This is a genomic window from Escherichia sp. MOD1-EC6475, assembly GCF_003046645.1.
Taxonomy (GTDB): Bacteria; Pseudomonadota; Gammaproteobacteria; order Enterobacterales; family Enterobacteriaceae; genus Escherichia; species Escherichia ruysiae.
On record NZ_PZKQ01000054.1, the window covers coordinates 37,836 to 53,694 of the forward strand.

Consider the following 15,859-nt stretch of genomic DNA (forward strand, 5'->3'; position numbering starts at 1 on the left):
GTGGATTTAAAGGAAGGGATCAGTATACCCGCTGGATGGAAGATATACAGTACGAAACGGGAAAAAGCAGGGCTTAACGCATGGAAAGATGCAAAAAATGGCCATCTGCGTCAAAAGAACAGACAAAGTGCTCTTTCCGAAAGGTATAGCCGCGCATTTCGTAACTCCCCTGGAACTGTTCAAATGCGGTGACGTCGATTTTTTGCTCGCCGGTGTTATAACGTTTTGCTGCCTGATCCTTGCACAAGGCTTCCATATTCAACGAACGCAGAGGATCAACTTTTACCCGTTGTGCTTTCTGTACGGGTGGCGGTGTCGAGCATCCCACTAACACCATAAGCACCATTGCCGGAAAGAAATAGTTCATCATCATTAAATTACCGTCTGGTTTGCAGGTGAGTCTTATTATTTATATCGGTATAGTGGCTAATATCTTACGAATTTCCTCAAGCCTCTATAAGCTGTAGTGATAAAACTCAGATTATTCCAGTGCGCCAACCGAATGATTTATCGGTCAGACTTTTTTAACCAGATACAGAGACACAGATGCAGCCCAAAATTTACTGGATTGATAACCTGCGAGGGATAGCGTGTTTAATGGTGGTGATGATTCACACCACTACCTGGTATGTGACCAATGCCCATAGTGTTAACCCCATCACTTGGGATATCGCGAATATTCTAAATTCTGCCTCTCGTGTCAGCGTACCGCTATTTTTCATGATTTCCGGCTATCTCTTTTTTGGCGAACGTAGCGCCCAGCTGCGTCATTTCTTACGTATCGGCTTATGCCTGCTGTTTTATAGCACTGTCGCACTGCTCTACATTGCACTGTTTACTTCCATCAATGTGGAGTTATCGCTGAAAAATCTGCTGCAAAAGCCGGTGTTTTATCACTTATGGTTTTTCTTCGCGATTGCGGTGATTTATCTGGTTTCGCCGCTGATTCAGGTAAAGCACGTCGGCGGTAAAATGTTGTTGGTGCTAATGGTGGTGATTGGCATCATCGCCAACCCAAACACAGTGCCACAGAAGATCGACGGTTTTGAATGGCTACCAATTAACTTATATATCAATGGCGATACCTTTTACTACATCCTGTATGGCATGTTGGGCCGCGCCATTGGGATGATGGACACGCAACATAAGCCACTGTCGTGGATGAGCGCCGCACTGTTTATAGCCGGGGTATTTATTATCTCTCGTGGGACATTATATGAATTACGGTGGCGCGGAAATTTTGCCGATACCTGGTATCTTTACTGTGGGCCGATGGTTTTTATCTGCGCAATTGCGTTACTGACTCTGGTAAAAAATACACTGGATACGCGTACTGTTAGCGGGCTTGGACTGATATCCCGTCATTCTCTGGGTATATACGGGTTTCACGCGTTGATTATCCATGCGCTGCGCACCAGTGGTATTGAGCTTAAAAGCTGGCCAATACTGGATATTATTTGGATCTTTTGCGCGACGCTGGCAGCAAGCTTGTTACTTTCTGTGCTGGTGCAACGAATCGATAAAAACAGATTAGTGAGTTAAGTAAAAACCCGGTCACACTGGGCTGACCGGGCTTACCTGGATTATTCGCTATATTCTTCCTGCGCAGCCATCGTTTCTTTTGGGGCGTTGATTCCGGCATCACGGATATTTTTCTGCACCGCTACTGCACCAAACAAGCTTAAAAAGAAGGCCAGACCATAAAAGCCTTTTTCACTGAGTAATAACGTTGCATTCCACAGACCTACCATCAGTAACGCGACAGAGATGATAAATACCACCAGGCAGGTCATATAATAAATAGATGTGGTAGGAATACCTTCATACTTATCCCGAACGGTCTTTTGATAGGAAGCTGCCGAAAACAGCCCTAACACCAATACGGCAAAATAATATCCCTTTTCATTTAACTGCATCTCTGCATTCCATAGCCCCAACAGATAGGTAACGATACCACCAGCAAGAGCTACCCATGACACAATACTGAATGCCGGAGAATAGGTTGATATTTTGTTTTCCATCACAGATTTCCTTTCATTCCTGAACTATTAAGAGCTTTATGGCGATCATGCCGAGCGAAACAAGCGCATTTGACCAAACAAGCAAACAAAAAAGGCAATCGGGTAGATCACCATTTCATAAGCGTTAATGGGTGCGTTTAAAACGCCGATAAACAAAAGGCCGATAGTGATTAACGCAACTAACTGGCAAATGCGAATAAAGAAATCATCCAGTTGCCCGAGTTTCTCTGCGCGCAGATAGGCATAGTTGCCAAAAGTCCCCGTCATTAACACGCCAAGAAAATAGCCTTTGCCACTTAACAATGGACATGAGATCCATAATCCAATCAGATAAACCAGCGCCCCGACCACAAATAATAGTTTTGCCACAGTCTTTGAGGTTTTCATAACGATCTCCGTATCTACCGGTGATACATTACGAGTAACCAACGAAAGACAAAACTGAAAAACACCATTAACAAATGATTTTCAGAATAAATCCATATAAAAAATTAATATATTCTAAATATATATGGAGATTATCCCCCGCCACATAAGGCAGGGGGAAATATTATGCCATTAGCGGCAGAAGTTGCTGATAGAGACGACGGAACGTTTCACGCCGTGGCTGATAAGCAGCATAACGCTGCGCGTTCGGCAGATGCGACTGTTCTAAAGGAAGTTGCGGCAACAACTCAATGAGAGATTTATCTGGATTTACCGCAATCTGTGCCAGCCTTGCTGCGCCTAATGCTGGCCCCACATCCCCCCCCGTGCGGTAATCCAGTTGCTGACCGCTAATATCCGCCAGCATCTGACGCCAGTACTCGCTACGCGCTCCGCCACCAATCAGTGTAATGCTTTGCGGTTGAATGCCACAGGCATGTACGACATCCATGCCATCCGCCAACGCATACCCCACGCCTTCCAGTACCGCGCGTGCCAGTTCTGCGGGGCCGTGTTGATGGGTGAGGCCGAAGAAAACGCCCTTTGCCTGTGGATTATTGTGCGGCGTACGCTCGCCAGAAAGATAAGGCAAAAACCAGACAGGATCGACGCTCTCATCGGCCTGCTGGGCTGCGGCAATTAAAACAGGGACATCACTCAGACCGGTTAATTTCGTCGCCCAGTCCAGACACGACGCCGCACTCAACATCACAGACATTAAATGCCAACGCTGCGGCAATGCATGACAAAAGCTATGTACGGCACTTTCCGGCTTACTTAGGAAACCTTCGCTCACCGCAAAATAAACGCCTGAAGTCCCCAGCGATAACATTGCCTGGTTGGCATCAACCATACCCACACCAACCGCGCCAGCCGCATTATCGCCGCCGCCCGCAACAACCGGCACTGCATTCATTCCCCACGCTTTTGCAACCTCAGGTAGCAAAGTGCCGGTAATTTCGCTGCCTTCGTATAATGCTGGCATCTGATCTCGAGATAACTGGCAAGCCTCCAGCATAACATCACTCCAGTCACGCTTTGCGACATCCAGCCACATGGTGCCAGCTGCATCAGACATATCACTGGCGAATTCTCCCGTCATCCGCAGACGCAAATAATCTTTCGGCAATAATACTTTGTCTACCTGAAGGAATATCTCTGGCTCATTTCGCTGAATCCACAGCAATTTAGGCGCGGTAAATCCGGGCATCATCAGGTTGCCTGTAATATCCCGCGACTGCGGAACTCGCGCTTCCAGCAAAGCACACTCCTCCGCGCAGCGCCCGTCGTTCCACAAAATGGCGGGACGTAGCACCCGCTGCTGAGCATCAAGTAAAGTTGCACCATGCATTTGCCCGGCAATACCCAATGCTTTAACGTCTCGCAGAGAATGCTGTTCACCCAGGGTTTTCATCGCGCGACCAGTCGCCAGCCACCACTGTTCCGGATCTTGCTCCGACCAGAGTGGATGCGGACGCGAAACGGTTAGTTTTTCCGTTTGCGAAGCGACCACTTCACCTTGCTCGTTGAGCAAAATAACTTTTACGCCCGATGTGCCAAGATCTATCCCGATATACATAGCGATTGTTCCTTAAAAAAATGCCCGGTATCGCTACCGATAACCGGGCTTGCGGACTGCACAATTAGCCGTTATTTGTCGAACAGATAATGATTTACCAGATTTTCCAGTTGCTCCTGGCGTCCACTCTGATGCACCGGCGCCAGATTGTTGTCCTGAGCATATTTTGCTAAATCAGCCAATGACATTTGGCCTTTCAGGATTTGCTGACCCAGTTCGCTATTCCAGCCGGAATAACGCTGCGCTACGCGTTTATCCAGTTCGCCGTCTTCAATCATGCGTGCTGCAATTTTCAGTGACAGCGCCATCGTATCCATCGCCCCAATATGGCCGTAGAACAGATCATATTTATCAGTGCTCTGACGACGTACTTTGGCATCAAAATTCAGACCACCGGTCGTGAAACCACCTGCTTTGAGGATTTCATACATTACCAGCGCGTTCTCTTCCACGCTGTTCGGGAACTGGTCAGTATCCCAGCCCAATTGCGCGTCGCCACGGTTAGCATCGACAGAACCGAACAGACCAAGCGCAATGGCTGTGGCAATTTCATGGTGGAAAGAGTGACCCGCAAGCGTCGCGTGGTTCGCTTCAATATTCAGTTTAATCTCTTTTTCCAGGCCAAACTGTTTCAGGAAACCGTAAACCGTTGCGGCATCGTAATCATATTGATGTTTGGTCGGTTCTTGCGGTTTCGGTTCGATAAGCAGCGTGCCCTGGAAACCGATTTTATGTTTATGCTCAACCACCATCTGCATAAAGCGACCAAGCTGTTCACGCTCCTGACGAAGATCGGTATTCAACAGAGTTTCGTAACCTTCACGACCGCCCCACAGCACATAGTTTTCACCACCCAGTTTATGCGTTGCTTCCATCGCGGTAACAACTTGTGTAGCTGCCCAGCTAAAGACCTCGGGATCTGGGTTCGTCGCCGCGCCCGCGCCATAGCGAGGGTTAGTAAAGCAGTTAGCGGTTCCCCACAACAGTTTCACGCCGCTCTCTTCTTGCTTGCCAGCCAGCACATCGACCATTTGCGCAAAGTTATTGATGTACTCTTTTAACGATGTGCCTTCCGGGGAAACATCCACGTCATGGAAGCAATAAAACGGCACATGTAATTTGTGGAAAAACTCGAATGCGACATCGGCTTTACGCTTCGCCAGCGCCAGAGCTTCGCCAGGCTGCTGCCACGGACGATTAAAAGCGCCCACACCAAACATGTCCGCCCCGTTCCAGCAGAAGGTGTGCCAGTAGCAGGCGGCAAAACGCAAGTGGTCTTCCATACGCTTGCCCAACACCAGTTCGTCGGGATTGTAATGACGGAATGCTAACGGGTTAGAGGATTTCGGACCTTCATAACGAACGCGATCGAGCTGGTCAAAATAGGCTTGCATAATGAACTCCATAATCAGGTAATGCCGCGTGTGATGGATGATGTCGTAATATTGGGCACTCCCTTTCAGTTGCTCAATTATGTTATTTCACACTGCTATTGAGATAATTCACAAGTGTGCGCTCGCTCGCAAAAATAATATGGAATGATGAAATTGGGTGATTTCTCGAATAGAAAAATGCAACAAGTACAATTAATCAATAAAAGTAAGATCTCTGTCATAAATCAAGAAATAAACCAAAAATCGTAATCGAAAGATAAAAATCTGTAATTGTTTTCCCCTGTTTAGTTGCTAAAAATTGGTTACGTTTATCGCGGTGATTGTTACTTTTTTAAGCTGACCTCTAACAACAGAAGGCCTCTGAATCATGAAAATAAAGAACATCTTACTCACCCTTTGCACCTCACTCCTGCTTACTAACGTCGCAGCGCACGCCAAAGAAGTAAAAATAGGAATGGCGATTGACGATCTTCGTCTTGAACGCTGGCAAAAAGATCGGGATATCTTTGTTAAAAAAGCAGAATCTCTCGGTGCGAAAGTATTTGTGCAATCTGCGAATGGCAATGAAGAAACCCAAATGTCGCAGATTGAAAACATGATTAACCGGGGCGTCGACGTTCTTGTCATTATTCCATATAACGGTCAGGTATTAAGTAACGTTGTAAAAGAAGCCAAACAAGAAGGTATAAAAGTATTAGCTTACGACCGCATGATTAATGATGCAGATATAGATTTTTATATTTCTTTCGATAATGAAAAAGTCGGCGAACTGCAAGCAAAAGCCCTGGTTGATATCGTCCCACAGGGCAATTATTTCCTGATGGGTGGCTCCCCGGTCGATAACAACGCCAAGCTATTTCGCGCCGGGCAAATGAAAGTATTAAAACCTTATGTTGACTCAGGAAAAATTAAAGTCGTTGGCGACCAATGGGTTGATGGTTGGTTACCAGAAAATGCGCTGAAAATTATGGAAAATGCGCTAACTGCCAACAATAACAAAATTGATGCGGTTGTTGCCTCAAACGATGCTACCGCTGGCGGGGCGATTCAGGCATTAAGTGCTCAAGGTTTATCAGGCAAAGTGGCAATTTCCGGTCAGGATGCGGATCTCGCGGGCATAAAACGTATTGCTGCCGGTACGCAAACTATGACGGTGTATAAACCCATTACGTTGTTGGCAAATACTGCCGCAGAAATTGCCGTTGAGTTGGGCAATGGTCAGGAACCAAAAGCAGATACCACTCTGAATAATGGTCTGAAAGATGTTCCATCCCGCCTGCTGACACCAATCGATGTTAATAAAAACAACATCAAAGATACGGTAATTAAAGACGGATTCCACAAAGAGAGCGAGCTTTAAGCGTCACGCCCCGGCGCTGACCGGGGCGTGATTTCTCTCCATGCCGCATGAACTGATTGGCTTAGGTGGAGTCGTTATGTCTTATCTACTTGAAATGAAGAACATTACCAAAACCTTCGGCACCGTGAAGGCGATAGATAACGTCAGCTTGCGGCTAAACGCTGGCGAAATCGTCTCACTCTGTGGGGAAAATGGGTCTGGTAAATCAACGCTGATGAAAGTGCTGTGTGGAATTTATCCTCATGGTTCCTACGAAGGCGAAATTATTTTTGCTGGCGAAGAGATTCAGGCAAGTCACATCTGCGATACCGAACGCAAAGGTATCGCCATCATTCACCAGGAATTGGCCCTGGTGAAAGAATTGACCGTGCTGGAAAATATCTTCCTGGGTAACGAAATAACCCACAATGGGATTATGGATTATGACCAGATGACGTTACGCTGCCAGAAGCTATTAGCGCAGGTCAGTTTATCCATTTCACCAGATGCCCGCGTTGGCGATTTAGGGCTTGGGCAACAACAACTGGTTGAAATTGCCAAGGCGCTAAATAAGCAGGTGCGTTTATTAATTCTTGATGAACCGACAGCCTCATTAACCGAGTTGGAAACCACGGTTTTACTGGATATTATTCGCGATCTGCAACAACACGGTATCGCCTGTATTTATATTTCGCACAAACTCAACGAAGTTAAAGCAATTTCCGATACGATTTGCGTTATTCGCGACGGTCAGCATATAGGAACACGTGATGCAGCCGGAATGAGCGAAGACGATATTATCACTATGATGGTAGGGCGAGAATTAACGGCACTTTACCCTAACGAACCGCATATCACTGGTGATGAAATATTACGTATTGAGCACTTGACGGCGTGGCATCCGGTTAATCGTCATATTAAACGGGTCAACGATGTCTCTTTTTCTCTGAAACGCGGTGAAATACTGGGTATTGCCGGACTGCTCGGTGCCGGACGCACCGAAACCATTCAATGCCTGTTTGGCGTTTGGCCCGGACAGTGGGAAGGGAAAATCTATATTGACGGCAAACAGGTGGATATTCACAACTGCCAGCAAGCGATCGCCCAGGGTATTGCGATGGTGCCAGAAGACAGAAAGCGCGATGGTATCGTTCCGGTAATGGCGGTTGGTAAAAATATTACTCTCGCCGCACTCAATAAATTTACCGGAGGGATCAGCCAGCTTGATGATGCCGCAGAGCAAAAATGTATTCTGGAATCCATCCAGCAACTCAAAGTTAAAACATCCTCCCCCGACCTTGCTATTGGACGTTTAAGCGGTGGCAATCAGCAAAAAGCGATCCTCGCACGCTGCCTGCTATTAAATCCACGCATTCTCATTCTTGATGAACCCACCAGGGGTATTGATATTGGCGCTAAATACGAGATCTACAAATTAATTAACCAACTCGTCCAGCAAGGTATTGCCGTTATTGTCATCTCTTCTGAATTACCTGAAGTACTCGGCCTTAGCGATCGTGTGCTGGTGATGCATGAAGGAAAACTAAAAGCCAACCTGATAAATCATAACCTGACTCAGGAGCAGGTGATGGAAGCCGCATTGAGGAGCGAACATCATGTCGAAAAGCAATCCGTCTGAAGTGAAATTAGCCGTACCGACATCCGGTGGCTTTTCTGGGCTGAAATCACTGAATTTACAGGTCTTCGTGATGATTGCAGCGATCATCGCAATTATGCTGTTCTTTACCTGGACCACCGATGGTGCCTACTTAAGCGCCCGTAACGTTTCCAACCTGCTGCGCCAGACCGCAATTACCGGCATTCTCGCGGTAGGTATGGTGTTCGTCATCATTTCTGCTGAAATCGACCTCTCGGTCGGCTCCATGATGGGGCTACTAGGCGGGGTCGCCGCTATCTGTGACGTTTGGTTGGGTTGGCCGCTGCCACTCACTATCATTGTGACATTGGTTCTGGGACTGCTTCTCGGAGCGTGGAATGGGTGGTGGGTCGCGTACCGCAAAGTCCCGTCATTTATTGTCACCCTGGCAGGTATGTTGGCATTTCGCGGCATCCTGATTGGTATCACCAACGGCACGACCGTTTCCCCCACCAGCGCCGCGATGTCACAAATTGGGCAAAGCTATCTACCAGCCAGTACCGGTTTCATCATCGGCGCGCTTGGTTTAATGGCTTTTGTCGGCTGGCAATGGCGCGGAAGAATGCGCCGTCAGGCTTTGGGTTTGCAGTCTCCGGCATCTACGGCGGTGGTCGGTCGCCAGGCATTAACGGCTATCATCGTTTTAGGCGCAATCTGGCTGCTAAATGATTACCGTGGCGTTCCCACTCCTGTTCTGCTGCTGACGTTGCTGTTACTCGGTGGAATGTTTATGGCAACACGGACAGCCTTTGGGCGACGTATTTACGCTATTGGCGGTAATCTGGAAGCGGCGCGGCTATCCGGGATTAACGTTGAACGAACAAAACTTGCCGTGTTTGCTATCAACGGTTTGATGGTAGCCATCGCCGGGTTAATTCTTAGTTCTCGACTTGGCGCTGGTTCACCTTCTGCGGGGAATATCGCCGAGCTGGACGCGATTGCAGCATGTGTGATTGGCGGTACTAGTCTGGCAGGCGGTGTGGGGAGTGTTGCCGGTGCAGTAATGGGGGCATTCATCATGGCTTCGTTGGATAACGGTATGAGTATGATGGATGTACCGACCTTCTGGCAGTATATCGTCAAAGGTGCGATTCTGTTGCTGGCAGTATGGATGGACTCCGCAACCAAACGCCGTTCCTGATTTTGATAAAAATTTTCTCAAAGCCGGTAACGTATTACCGGTTTTGAGTTTTTGCATGATTCAGCAGGAAAAGAACCATGTTTACTAAACGTCATCGCATCACGTTGCTGTTCAATGCTAATAAAGCCTATGACCGTCAAGTAGTAGAAGGTGTAGGGGAATATTTACAGGCGTCGCAATCGGAATGGGATATTTTCATTGAAGAAGATTTCCGCGCCCGCATTGATAAAATCAAGGACTGGTTAGGAGATGGCGTCATCGCCGACTTTGACGATAAACAAATCGAGCAAGCATTGGCTGATGTCAACGTTCCTATTGTTGGGGTTGGTGGCTCGTATCACCTGGCAGAAAGCTATCCGCCCGTACATTACATTGCCACCGATAACTATGCGCTGGTTGAAAGCGCATTTTTGCATTTAAAAGAGAAAGGCGTTAACCGCTTTGCTTTTTATGGTCTGCCAGAGTCGAGCGGCAAACGCTGGGCCGCCGAACGCGAGTATGCCTTTCGTCAGCTTGTGGCTGAAGAGAAGTACCGAGGTGTGGTTTATCAGGGGCTGGAAACCGCACCAGAGAACTGGCAACACGCGCAGAATCGGCTGGCAGACTGGCTGCAAACACTGCCACCGCAAACAGGGATTATTGCCGTCACTGACGCCCGGGCGCGGCATATTCTGCAAGTATGCGAGCATCTGCACATCCCCGTACCGGAAAAATTATGCGTGATTGGCATAGATAACGAAGAATTGACCCGCTATCTTTCGCGTGTCGCCCTCTCTTCTGTTGCGCAGGGTGCCCGACAAATGGGCTATCAGGCGGCAAAACTTTTGCATCGCTTATTAGATAAAGAAGAAATGCCGTTGCAGCGGATTTTGGTTCCGCCAGTCCGTGTCATCGAACGGCGTTCTACTGATTACCGTTCGTTGACCGATCCCGCCGTTATTCAGGCCATGCATTACATCCGCAATCATGCCTGCAAAGGAATTAAAGTGGATCAGGTTCTGGATGCGGTGGGCATATCGCGATCCAATCTTGAGAAGCGTTTTAAAGAAGAGGTGGGCGAAACCATACACGCAATGATTCATGCCGAGAAGCTGGAGAAAGCGCGCAGCCTGCTAATTTCAACAACCTTATCAATCAACGAAATATCGCAAATGTGCGGTTATCCATCGTTGCAATATTTCTACTCTGTATTTAAAAAAGCATATGACACAACGCCGAAAGAGTATCGCGATGTAAACAGCGAGGTCCTGCTGTAGCAGCCGCCAGGCATGATAAGACGCGCCAGCGTCGCATCAGGTAACGCAGCACAACCACCTGATGCGAGCAAAAGCCTTATCCGACCAACAAGTCGGATAAGGCTCGAGGGAATGCAATTACATATGCGCAGCGATTAACCGCTGGTTATCCTGGTACATCGCGAACAGGTAGTTGTTATAGCTCTGCCCTTTCGTGGAATAACCTTTCAGCTTATGAATCATCGCTGTGGCGGTAACTTCCTGATCCGCTTTACGCAATTGTGCGCGTGATTTGCGGAAAGAAGCGTAAGCCGGATGCGTATTCAGGTTAGTGACATAGGCGCTCACCGATTCTTTGACAGAACTGAACTGTGAGTAGCCCTTCACTTTACCCGGCGCATTGGTACAACGCCCTTTCATGCACTTCATGCCAAACAGGTTGTTGTTGTTACGCGCCAGCTTCGACGTCCCCCAACCACTTTCTGCCGCAGCCATCGTCGCCACCATACTGGTCGGGATAATGTCTACGCGTTCAAGCAGCGTATTCCACGGGATTTTTCGTGTATTACCAGACCACTTCACCTTATAGCGTTTGGCGATGTCTTTCAGACGCGCACGCTCTGCAGGTGACCATTGGCCCTGGTACTGTTTTGAAATCAGCCAGTTACGTTCCGCCGTAATGGCAGCATTTTGGCTGGTAATGTAAGGCATTACGGTCCGGAGAAACGCTTTTTTCCTTGGTGTTCCGGAAGGGTATTTTCGCAAATCAGGAAGTGAACTGCTCTTTGCACTATTGCGAGAATACTCTTGTTTACTGCTTACCTGTTTATTACTAGCTTTGGTTATGTGGGACTTTTGACTCGCTGTTGTCGTGTGCGTTTTCGCTAACACCTCACTCGAAAACATCAGAGTGAGTAACATAAGAATCATCGCCCCATATCGTCGTATGGGAGTCAAAATCATCAGTTCTCCTGGTCGGATTTAATCATTCCAACACCTTATATTTTTCACAAATTTGAGAGTTGAATCTCAAATCATATCAAAAATAGCTGTCAAGAGCACCCCAAGGAATAGTCCAAATCTGAAACTATGTCACGTGTTAACCGTTCAGATTGGCGCTAAATCGCAGAAAATGTGGGGTTTATCGCAAAAAATAAGCTTAAATCTCAGGTGAAATACTCCCCCTTTCGTCTCATCCTGGCGCAATCCTCATCAGGGAGGAGTTTTACCAGTATTATCACTGGCAAACTGGTGAAATTCGCAGCAACAAGGACTCATCCGTTATGAAACTTGCCGCCTGTTTTCTGATACTCCTGCCCAGTGTTGCCATTGCCGCCGACTGGACATCTCAGGGATTTCCCACCTTTGCTGAACAAAGTGCAGGAACATTTGTTAGTCATGTCCAGCTGACCAAAGGTACGCGACCGCTGACGCTAAATTTTAACCAACAATGCTGGCAGCCTGCGGATACGATAAAACTCAATCAGATGCTTTCTCTCAAACCTTGCGACAGCACGCCCCCTCAGTGGCGATTGTTCAGGAACGGTGAATATACGCTGCAAATCGACACCCGCTCCGGCACGCCGACGTTGATGATATCGATCCCAAACACCGCCGAACCAATAGCAACCCCAATCCGTGAATGCCCGAAATGGGATGGTCGCCCACTTACGCTTGATGTCAGTGCCACCTTCCCGGAAGGTGCGCCTGTCCGTGATTATTACAGCCAACAAATCGCGACAGTGAAAAACGGCCAAATTACATTACAACCTGCCGCCACCAGTAACGGCTTACTACTACTGGAACGGGCAGAAACTGACACCTCTGCCTCTTTCGACTGGCATAACGCCACCGTTTACTTTGTGCTGACAGACCGTTTCGAAAACGGCGATCCCAGCAATGATCAGAGCTACGGTCGTCATAAAGACGGTATGGCGGAAATTGGCACTTTTCACGGCGGCGATTTACGCGGCCTGACCAACAAACTGGATTATCTCCAGCAGCTGGGCGTCAATGCCCTGTGGATCAGCGCCCCGTTTGAGCAAATTCACGGCTGGGTGGGCGGTGGTACAAAAGGCGATTTCCCGCACTATGCCTACCACGGTTATTACACACAGGACTGGACGAATCTTGATGCAAATATGGGCAACGAAGCCGATCTACAGGCGCTGGTTGATAGCGCGCACCAGCGCGGTATTCGTATTCTCTTTGATGTGGTGATGAACCATACCGGTTATGCCACGCTGGCGGATATGCAGGAGTATCAGTTTGGCGCGTTATACCTTTCCGGTGATGAGCTGAAAAAAACACTGGGTGACCGCTGGAGCGACTGGAAACCCGCCGCCGGGCAAACCTGGCATAGCTTTAACGATTACATTAATTTCAGCGACAAAACAGGCTGGGATAAATGGTGGGGAAAAAACTGGATCAGAACGGATATTGGCGATTACGACAATCCTGGATTCGACGATCTCACCATGTCGCTGGCCTTTTTGCCGGATATAAAGACCGAATCTACCACCGCTTCAGGTCTGCCAGTGTTCTATAAAAACAAACCGGATACCCACGCTAAAGACATCGATAGTTTTACTCCCCGCGATTATTTAACGCATTGGTTAAGCCAGTGGGTTCGCGACTACGGGATTGATGGTTTTCGGGTCGATACCGCCAAACATGTTGAGTTGCCCGCCTGGCAGCAACTGAAAACCGAAGCCAGCGCCGCACTTCGCGAATGGAAAAAAGCTAACCCCGATAAAGCGTTAGATGACAAACCTTTCTGGATGACCGGCGAAGCCTGGGGTCATGGCATAATGCAAAGTGACTACTATCGCCACGGCTTCGATGCGATGATCAATTTCGATTATCAGGAACAGGCCGCGAAAGCCGTCGATTGTCTGGCACAGATGGATACCACCTGGCAGCAAATGGCAGATAAATTGCAGAATTTCAACGTGTTGAGCTACCTCTCGTCGCATGATACCCGCCTGTTCCGCGAAGGGGGCGACAAAGCAGCAGAGTTATTGCTATTAGCGCCAGGTGCGGTGCAAATCTTTTATGGTGATGAATCCTCGCGTCCGTTCGGAGCTACCGGTTCTGATCCGCTGCAAGGCACACGCTCGGATATGAACTGGCAGGATGTTAGCGGTAAATCTGCTGCCAGCGTTGCGCACTGGCAACGCCTCGGTCAGTTCCGCGCCCGCCATCCAGCGATTGGCGCGGGTAAGCAGACCACATTGTCACTGAAACAAGGTTATGGATTTGTCCGTGAACATGGCGACGATAAAGTGATGGTTGTCTGGGCGGGGCAACAGTAACTTTTCCGGCTTCCCACTTGCAGTATGTCGGGAAGCCGTATTCCAGTATAAAAGACCAGACATATCATAAACCTTAGCATGATACGCCAATCCTCTTGCAGCAACCCGATTTGCACCCCAGCAAATGTAGCGTTATTGTTACTTTCCTTGCTACAGAGTTCGACAGATATCCCGCTATGACATTCTCCCTTTTTGGTGACAAATTTACCCGCCACTCCGGCATTACGCTGCTGATGGAAGATCTGAACGACGGCTTACGCACGCCCGGCGCGATTATGCTCGGCGGCGGCAATCCGGCGCAGATCCCAGAAATGCAGGACTACTTCCAGACGCTGCTTACCGACATGCTGGAAAGCGGCAAAGCCACTGATGCGCTGTGTAATTACGACGGCCCGCAGGGGAAAACGGAGCTACTCACACTACTTGCCGAAATGCTACGCGAGAAGCTGGGTTGGGATATCGAACCACAGAATATTGCACTAACAAACGGCAGCCAGAGCGCATTTTTCTACTTATTTAATCTGTTTGCCGGACGCCGCGCCGATGGTCGGGTCAAAAAAGTGCTGTTCCCGCTGGCACCGGAATACATTGGCTACGCTGACGCCGGACTGGAAGAAGATCTTTTCGTCTCTGCGCGTCCAAATATTGAACTGCTGCCAGAAGGCCAGTTTAAATACCACGTCGATTTTGAACATCTGCATATTGGCGAAGAGACCGGGATGATTTGCGTCTCCCGACCGACGAACCCAACAGGCAATGTGATTACTGACGAAGAGTTGCTGAAGCTAGATGCATTGGCAAATCAGCACGGTATTCCGCTGGTGATTGATAACGCTTATGGAGTCCCATTCCCGGGCATTATCTTCAGCGAAGCGCGCCCACTGTGGAATCCAAATATCGTGCTGTGCATGAGCCTTTCCAAACTGGGGCTGCCTGGTTCACGCTGCGGCATTATCATCGCCAATGAAAAAATCATCACCGCCATCACGAATATGAACGGCATTATCAGCCTGGCACCTGGTGGTATTGGTCCGGCGATGATGTGTGAAATGATTAAGCGTAACGATCTGCTGCGCCTGTCAGAAACGGTCATCAAGCCGTTCTACTACCAGCGTGTTCAGGAAACTATCGCCATCATTCGCCGCTATTTACCAGAAGATCGCTGCCTGATTCATAAACCCGAAGGCGCTATTTTCCTCTGGCTATGGTTTAAGGATTTGCCGATTACCACCGAGCAGCTTTACCAGCGCCTGAAAGCGCGCGGCGTGCTGATGGTGCCAGGACACAACTTCTTCCCGGGGCTGGATAAACCGTGGCCGCATACGCATCAATGTATGCGCATGAACTATGTGCCGGAGCCGGAGAAAATCGAGGCAGGCGTGAAGATTCTGGCAGAAGAGATCGAACGCGCCTGGGCTGAGAGTCATTAAAAATTGCCTGATGCGCTGCGCTTATCAGGCCACATAATTTCCGCAATACATTGAATTTGTAAGATTTTGTAGGCCAGATAAGACGTTCACGCCGCATCCGGCATAAACAAAACGCACTATTCCGGCGTTGAGAACCGCCGGAATAATGTCTCAAACCTGTTGCTGTAGTAGCCGATTCCGCTGCACTTTCTCGACATCCATACACTGCAACGCCTTTGTCGGGCAGGCTTCAACACAGGCTGGTCCCGTTGCCCGATGCCAGCACAGGTCACACTTAATCGCTCTCGCCTTTGTGCGCGAAGAAAGGTGATGCTGCCAACTTA

General features: G+C 48.6%; 13 protein-coding genes and 1 pseudogene. 7 read left to right on the forward strand and 7 right to left on the reverse strand.

Features of this window, described 5'->3' with window-relative positions; genetic code table 11:
- Positions 1-73: 73 nt before the first annotated feature.
- Positions 74-373: a YsaB family lipoprotein gene (locus tag A7589_RS17865; RefSeq protein ID WP_000980219.1), complete on the reverse strand. Its 300-nt coding sequence runs from the start codon at positions 371-373 to the stop codon at positions 74-76.
- Between the two features lie 173 nt (positions 374-546).
- Between A7589_RS17865 and A7589_RS17870 the strand changes: the two genes are divergently transcribed.
- Positions 547-1,542: an acyltransferase gene (locus A7589_RS17870; RefSeq protein ID WP_001182629.1), complete on the forward strand. Its 996-nt coding sequence runs from the start codon at positions 547-549 to the stop codon at positions 1,540-1,542.
- Positions 1,543-1,583: 41 nt separating this feature from the next.
- Here A7589_RS17870 and yiaA read toward each other — a convergent pair whose 3' ends face one another.
- From yiaA to xylA, 4 genes are all read right to left on the reverse strand, one after another.
- A complete protein-coding gene (yiaA, locus tag A7589_RS17875) occupies positions 1,584-2,021 on the reverse strand; it encodes an inner membrane protein YiaA (protein WP_010349690.1) in 438 nt (145 codons plus the stop codon).
- A gap of 45 nt (positions 2,022-2,066) precedes the next feature.
- On the reverse strand, positions 2,067-2,408 hold the full coding sequence (yiaB, locus tag A7589_RS17880; RefSeq protein WP_010355159.1) for an inner membrane protein YiaB: 342 nt from the start codon (positions 2,406-2,408) through the stop codon (positions 2,067-2,069).
- 163 nt (positions 2,409-2,571) lie between these two features.
- Positions 2,572-4,026: a xylulokinase gene (gene xylB / locus A7589_RS17885; protein WP_000275355.1), complete on the reverse strand. Its 1,455-nt coding sequence runs from the start codon at positions 4,024-4,026 to the stop codon at positions 2,572-2,574.
- Positions 4,027-4,097: 71 nt separating this feature from the next.
- On the reverse strand, positions 4,098-5,420 hold the full coding sequence (gene xylA, locus A7589_RS17890) for a xylose isomerase (RefSeq protein ID WP_001149551.1): 1,323 nt from the start codon (positions 5,418-5,420) through the stop codon (positions 4,098-4,100).
- A gap of 367 nt (positions 5,421-5,787) precedes the next feature.
- On the opposite strand from xylA, the gene xylF reads away from it, so the two are divergent.
- From xylF to xylR, 4 genes are all read left to right on the forward strand, one after another.
- Complete coding sequence (gene xylF / locus A7589_RS17895) at positions 5,788-6,780, forward strand: D-xylose ABC transporter substrate-binding protein (RefSeq protein ID WP_000694881.1); 993 nt, start codon at positions 5,788-5,790, stop codon at positions 6,778-6,780.
- 76 nt (positions 6,781-6,856) lie between these two features.
- Positions 6,857-8,398, forward strand: a complete 1,542-nt coding sequence (xylG, locus tag A7589_RS17900; RefSeq protein ID WP_108188943.1) for a D-xylose ABC transporter ATP-binding protein — start codon at positions 6,857-6,859, stop codon at positions 8,396-8,398.
- Complete coding sequence (gene xylH / locus A7589_RS17905) at positions 8,376-9,557, forward strand: xylose ABC transporter permease XylH (RefSeq protein WP_000045978.1); 1,182 nt, start codon at positions 8,376-8,378, stop codon at positions 9,555-9,557. Before xylG ends, xylH begins: the two co-directional genes overlap by 23 nt.
- Before the next feature lie 77 nt (positions 9,558-9,634).
- A complete protein-coding gene (xylR, locus tag A7589_RS17910) occupies positions 9,635-10,813 on the forward strand; it encodes a D-xylose utilization transcriptional activator XylR (RefSeq protein WP_000494492.1) in 1,179 nt (392 codons plus the stop codon).
- 117 nt (positions 10,814-10,930) lie between these two features.
- On the opposite strand, the gene A7589_RS17915 is transcribed toward xylR, so the two are convergent.
- Positions 10,931-11,755, reverse strand: coding sequence for a protein bax (locus A7589_RS17915; protein WP_032337158.1), 825 nt, complete (start codon positions 11,753-11,755; stop codon positions 10,931-10,933).
- Positions 11,756-12,075: 320 nt separating this feature from the next.
- On the opposite strand from A7589_RS17915, the gene malS reads away from it, so the two are divergent.
- Together malS and avtA are read left to right on the forward strand one after the other, a co-directional pair.
- Positions 12,076-14,106 carry an alpha-amylase gene (gene malS / locus A7589_RS17925; RefSeq protein WP_000761195.1) on the forward strand — a complete coding sequence of 677 codons (2,031 nt, stop codon included), beginning with the start codon at positions 12,076-12,078 and terminating at the stop codon, positions 14,104-14,106.
- A 176-nt stretch (positions 14,107-14,282) separates the two neighbouring features.
- Positions 14,283-15,536, forward strand: coding sequence for a valine--pyruvate transaminase (avtA, locus tag A7589_RS17930; RefSeq protein WP_000144334.1), 1,254 nt, complete (start codon positions 14,283-14,285; stop codon positions 15,534-15,536).
- Between the two features lie 150 nt (positions 15,537-15,686).
- On the opposite strand, the pseudogene A7589_RS17935 reads toward avtA, so the two are convergent.
- Positions 15,687-15,859, reverse strand: a pseudogene (locus A7589_RS17935) (electron transporter); the annotation flags it as partial.

Coding starts and splice junctions, on each gene's coding strand:
- xylH (WP_000045978.1), top strand. CDS start 8,376: ATGTCGAAAAGCAATCCGTCTGAAGTGAAATTAGCCGTACCGACATCC.
- xylF (WP_000694881.1), top strand. CDS start 5,788: ATGAAAATAAAGAACATCTTACTCACCCTTTGCACCTCACTCCTGCTT.
- xylG (WP_108188943.1), top strand. CDS start 6,857: ATGTCTTATCTACTTGAAATGAAGAACATTACCAAAACCTTCGGCACC.
- yiaB (WP_010355159.1), bottom strand. CDS start 2,408: ATGAAAACCTCAAAGACTGTGGCAAAACTATTATTTGTGGTCGGGGCG.
- xylA (WP_001149551.1), bottom strand. CDS start 5,420: ATGCAAGCCTATTTTGACCAGCTCGATCGCGTTCGTTATGAAGGTCCG.
- malS (WP_000761195.1), top strand. CDS start 12,076: ATGAAACTTGCCGCCTGTTTTCTGATACTCCTGCCCAGTGTTGCCATT.
- A7589_RS17915 (WP_032337158.1), bottom strand. CDS start 11,755: ATGATTTTGACTCCCATACGACGATATGGGGCGATGATTCTTATGTTA.
- A7589_RS17870 (WP_001182629.1), top strand. CDS start 547: ATGCAGCCCAAAATTTACTGGATTGATAACCTGCGAGGGATAGCGTGT.
- xylB (WP_000275355.1), bottom strand. CDS start 4,026: ATGTATATCGGGATAGATCTTGGCACATCGGGCGTAAAAGTTATTTTG.
- yiaA (WP_010349690.1), bottom strand. CDS start 2,021: ATGGAAAACAAAATATCAACCTATTCTCCGGCATTCAGTATTGTGTCA.
- A7589_RS17865 (WP_000980219.1), bottom strand. CDS start 373: ATGATGATGAACTATTTCTTTCCGGCAATGGTGCTTATGGTGTTAGTG.
- xylR (WP_000494492.1), top strand. CDS start 9,635: ATGTTTACTAAACGTCATCGCATCACGTTGCTGTTCAATGCTAATAAA.
- avtA (WP_000144334.1), top strand. CDS start 14,283: ATGACATTCTCCCTTTTTGGTGACAAATTTACCCGCCACTCCGGCATT.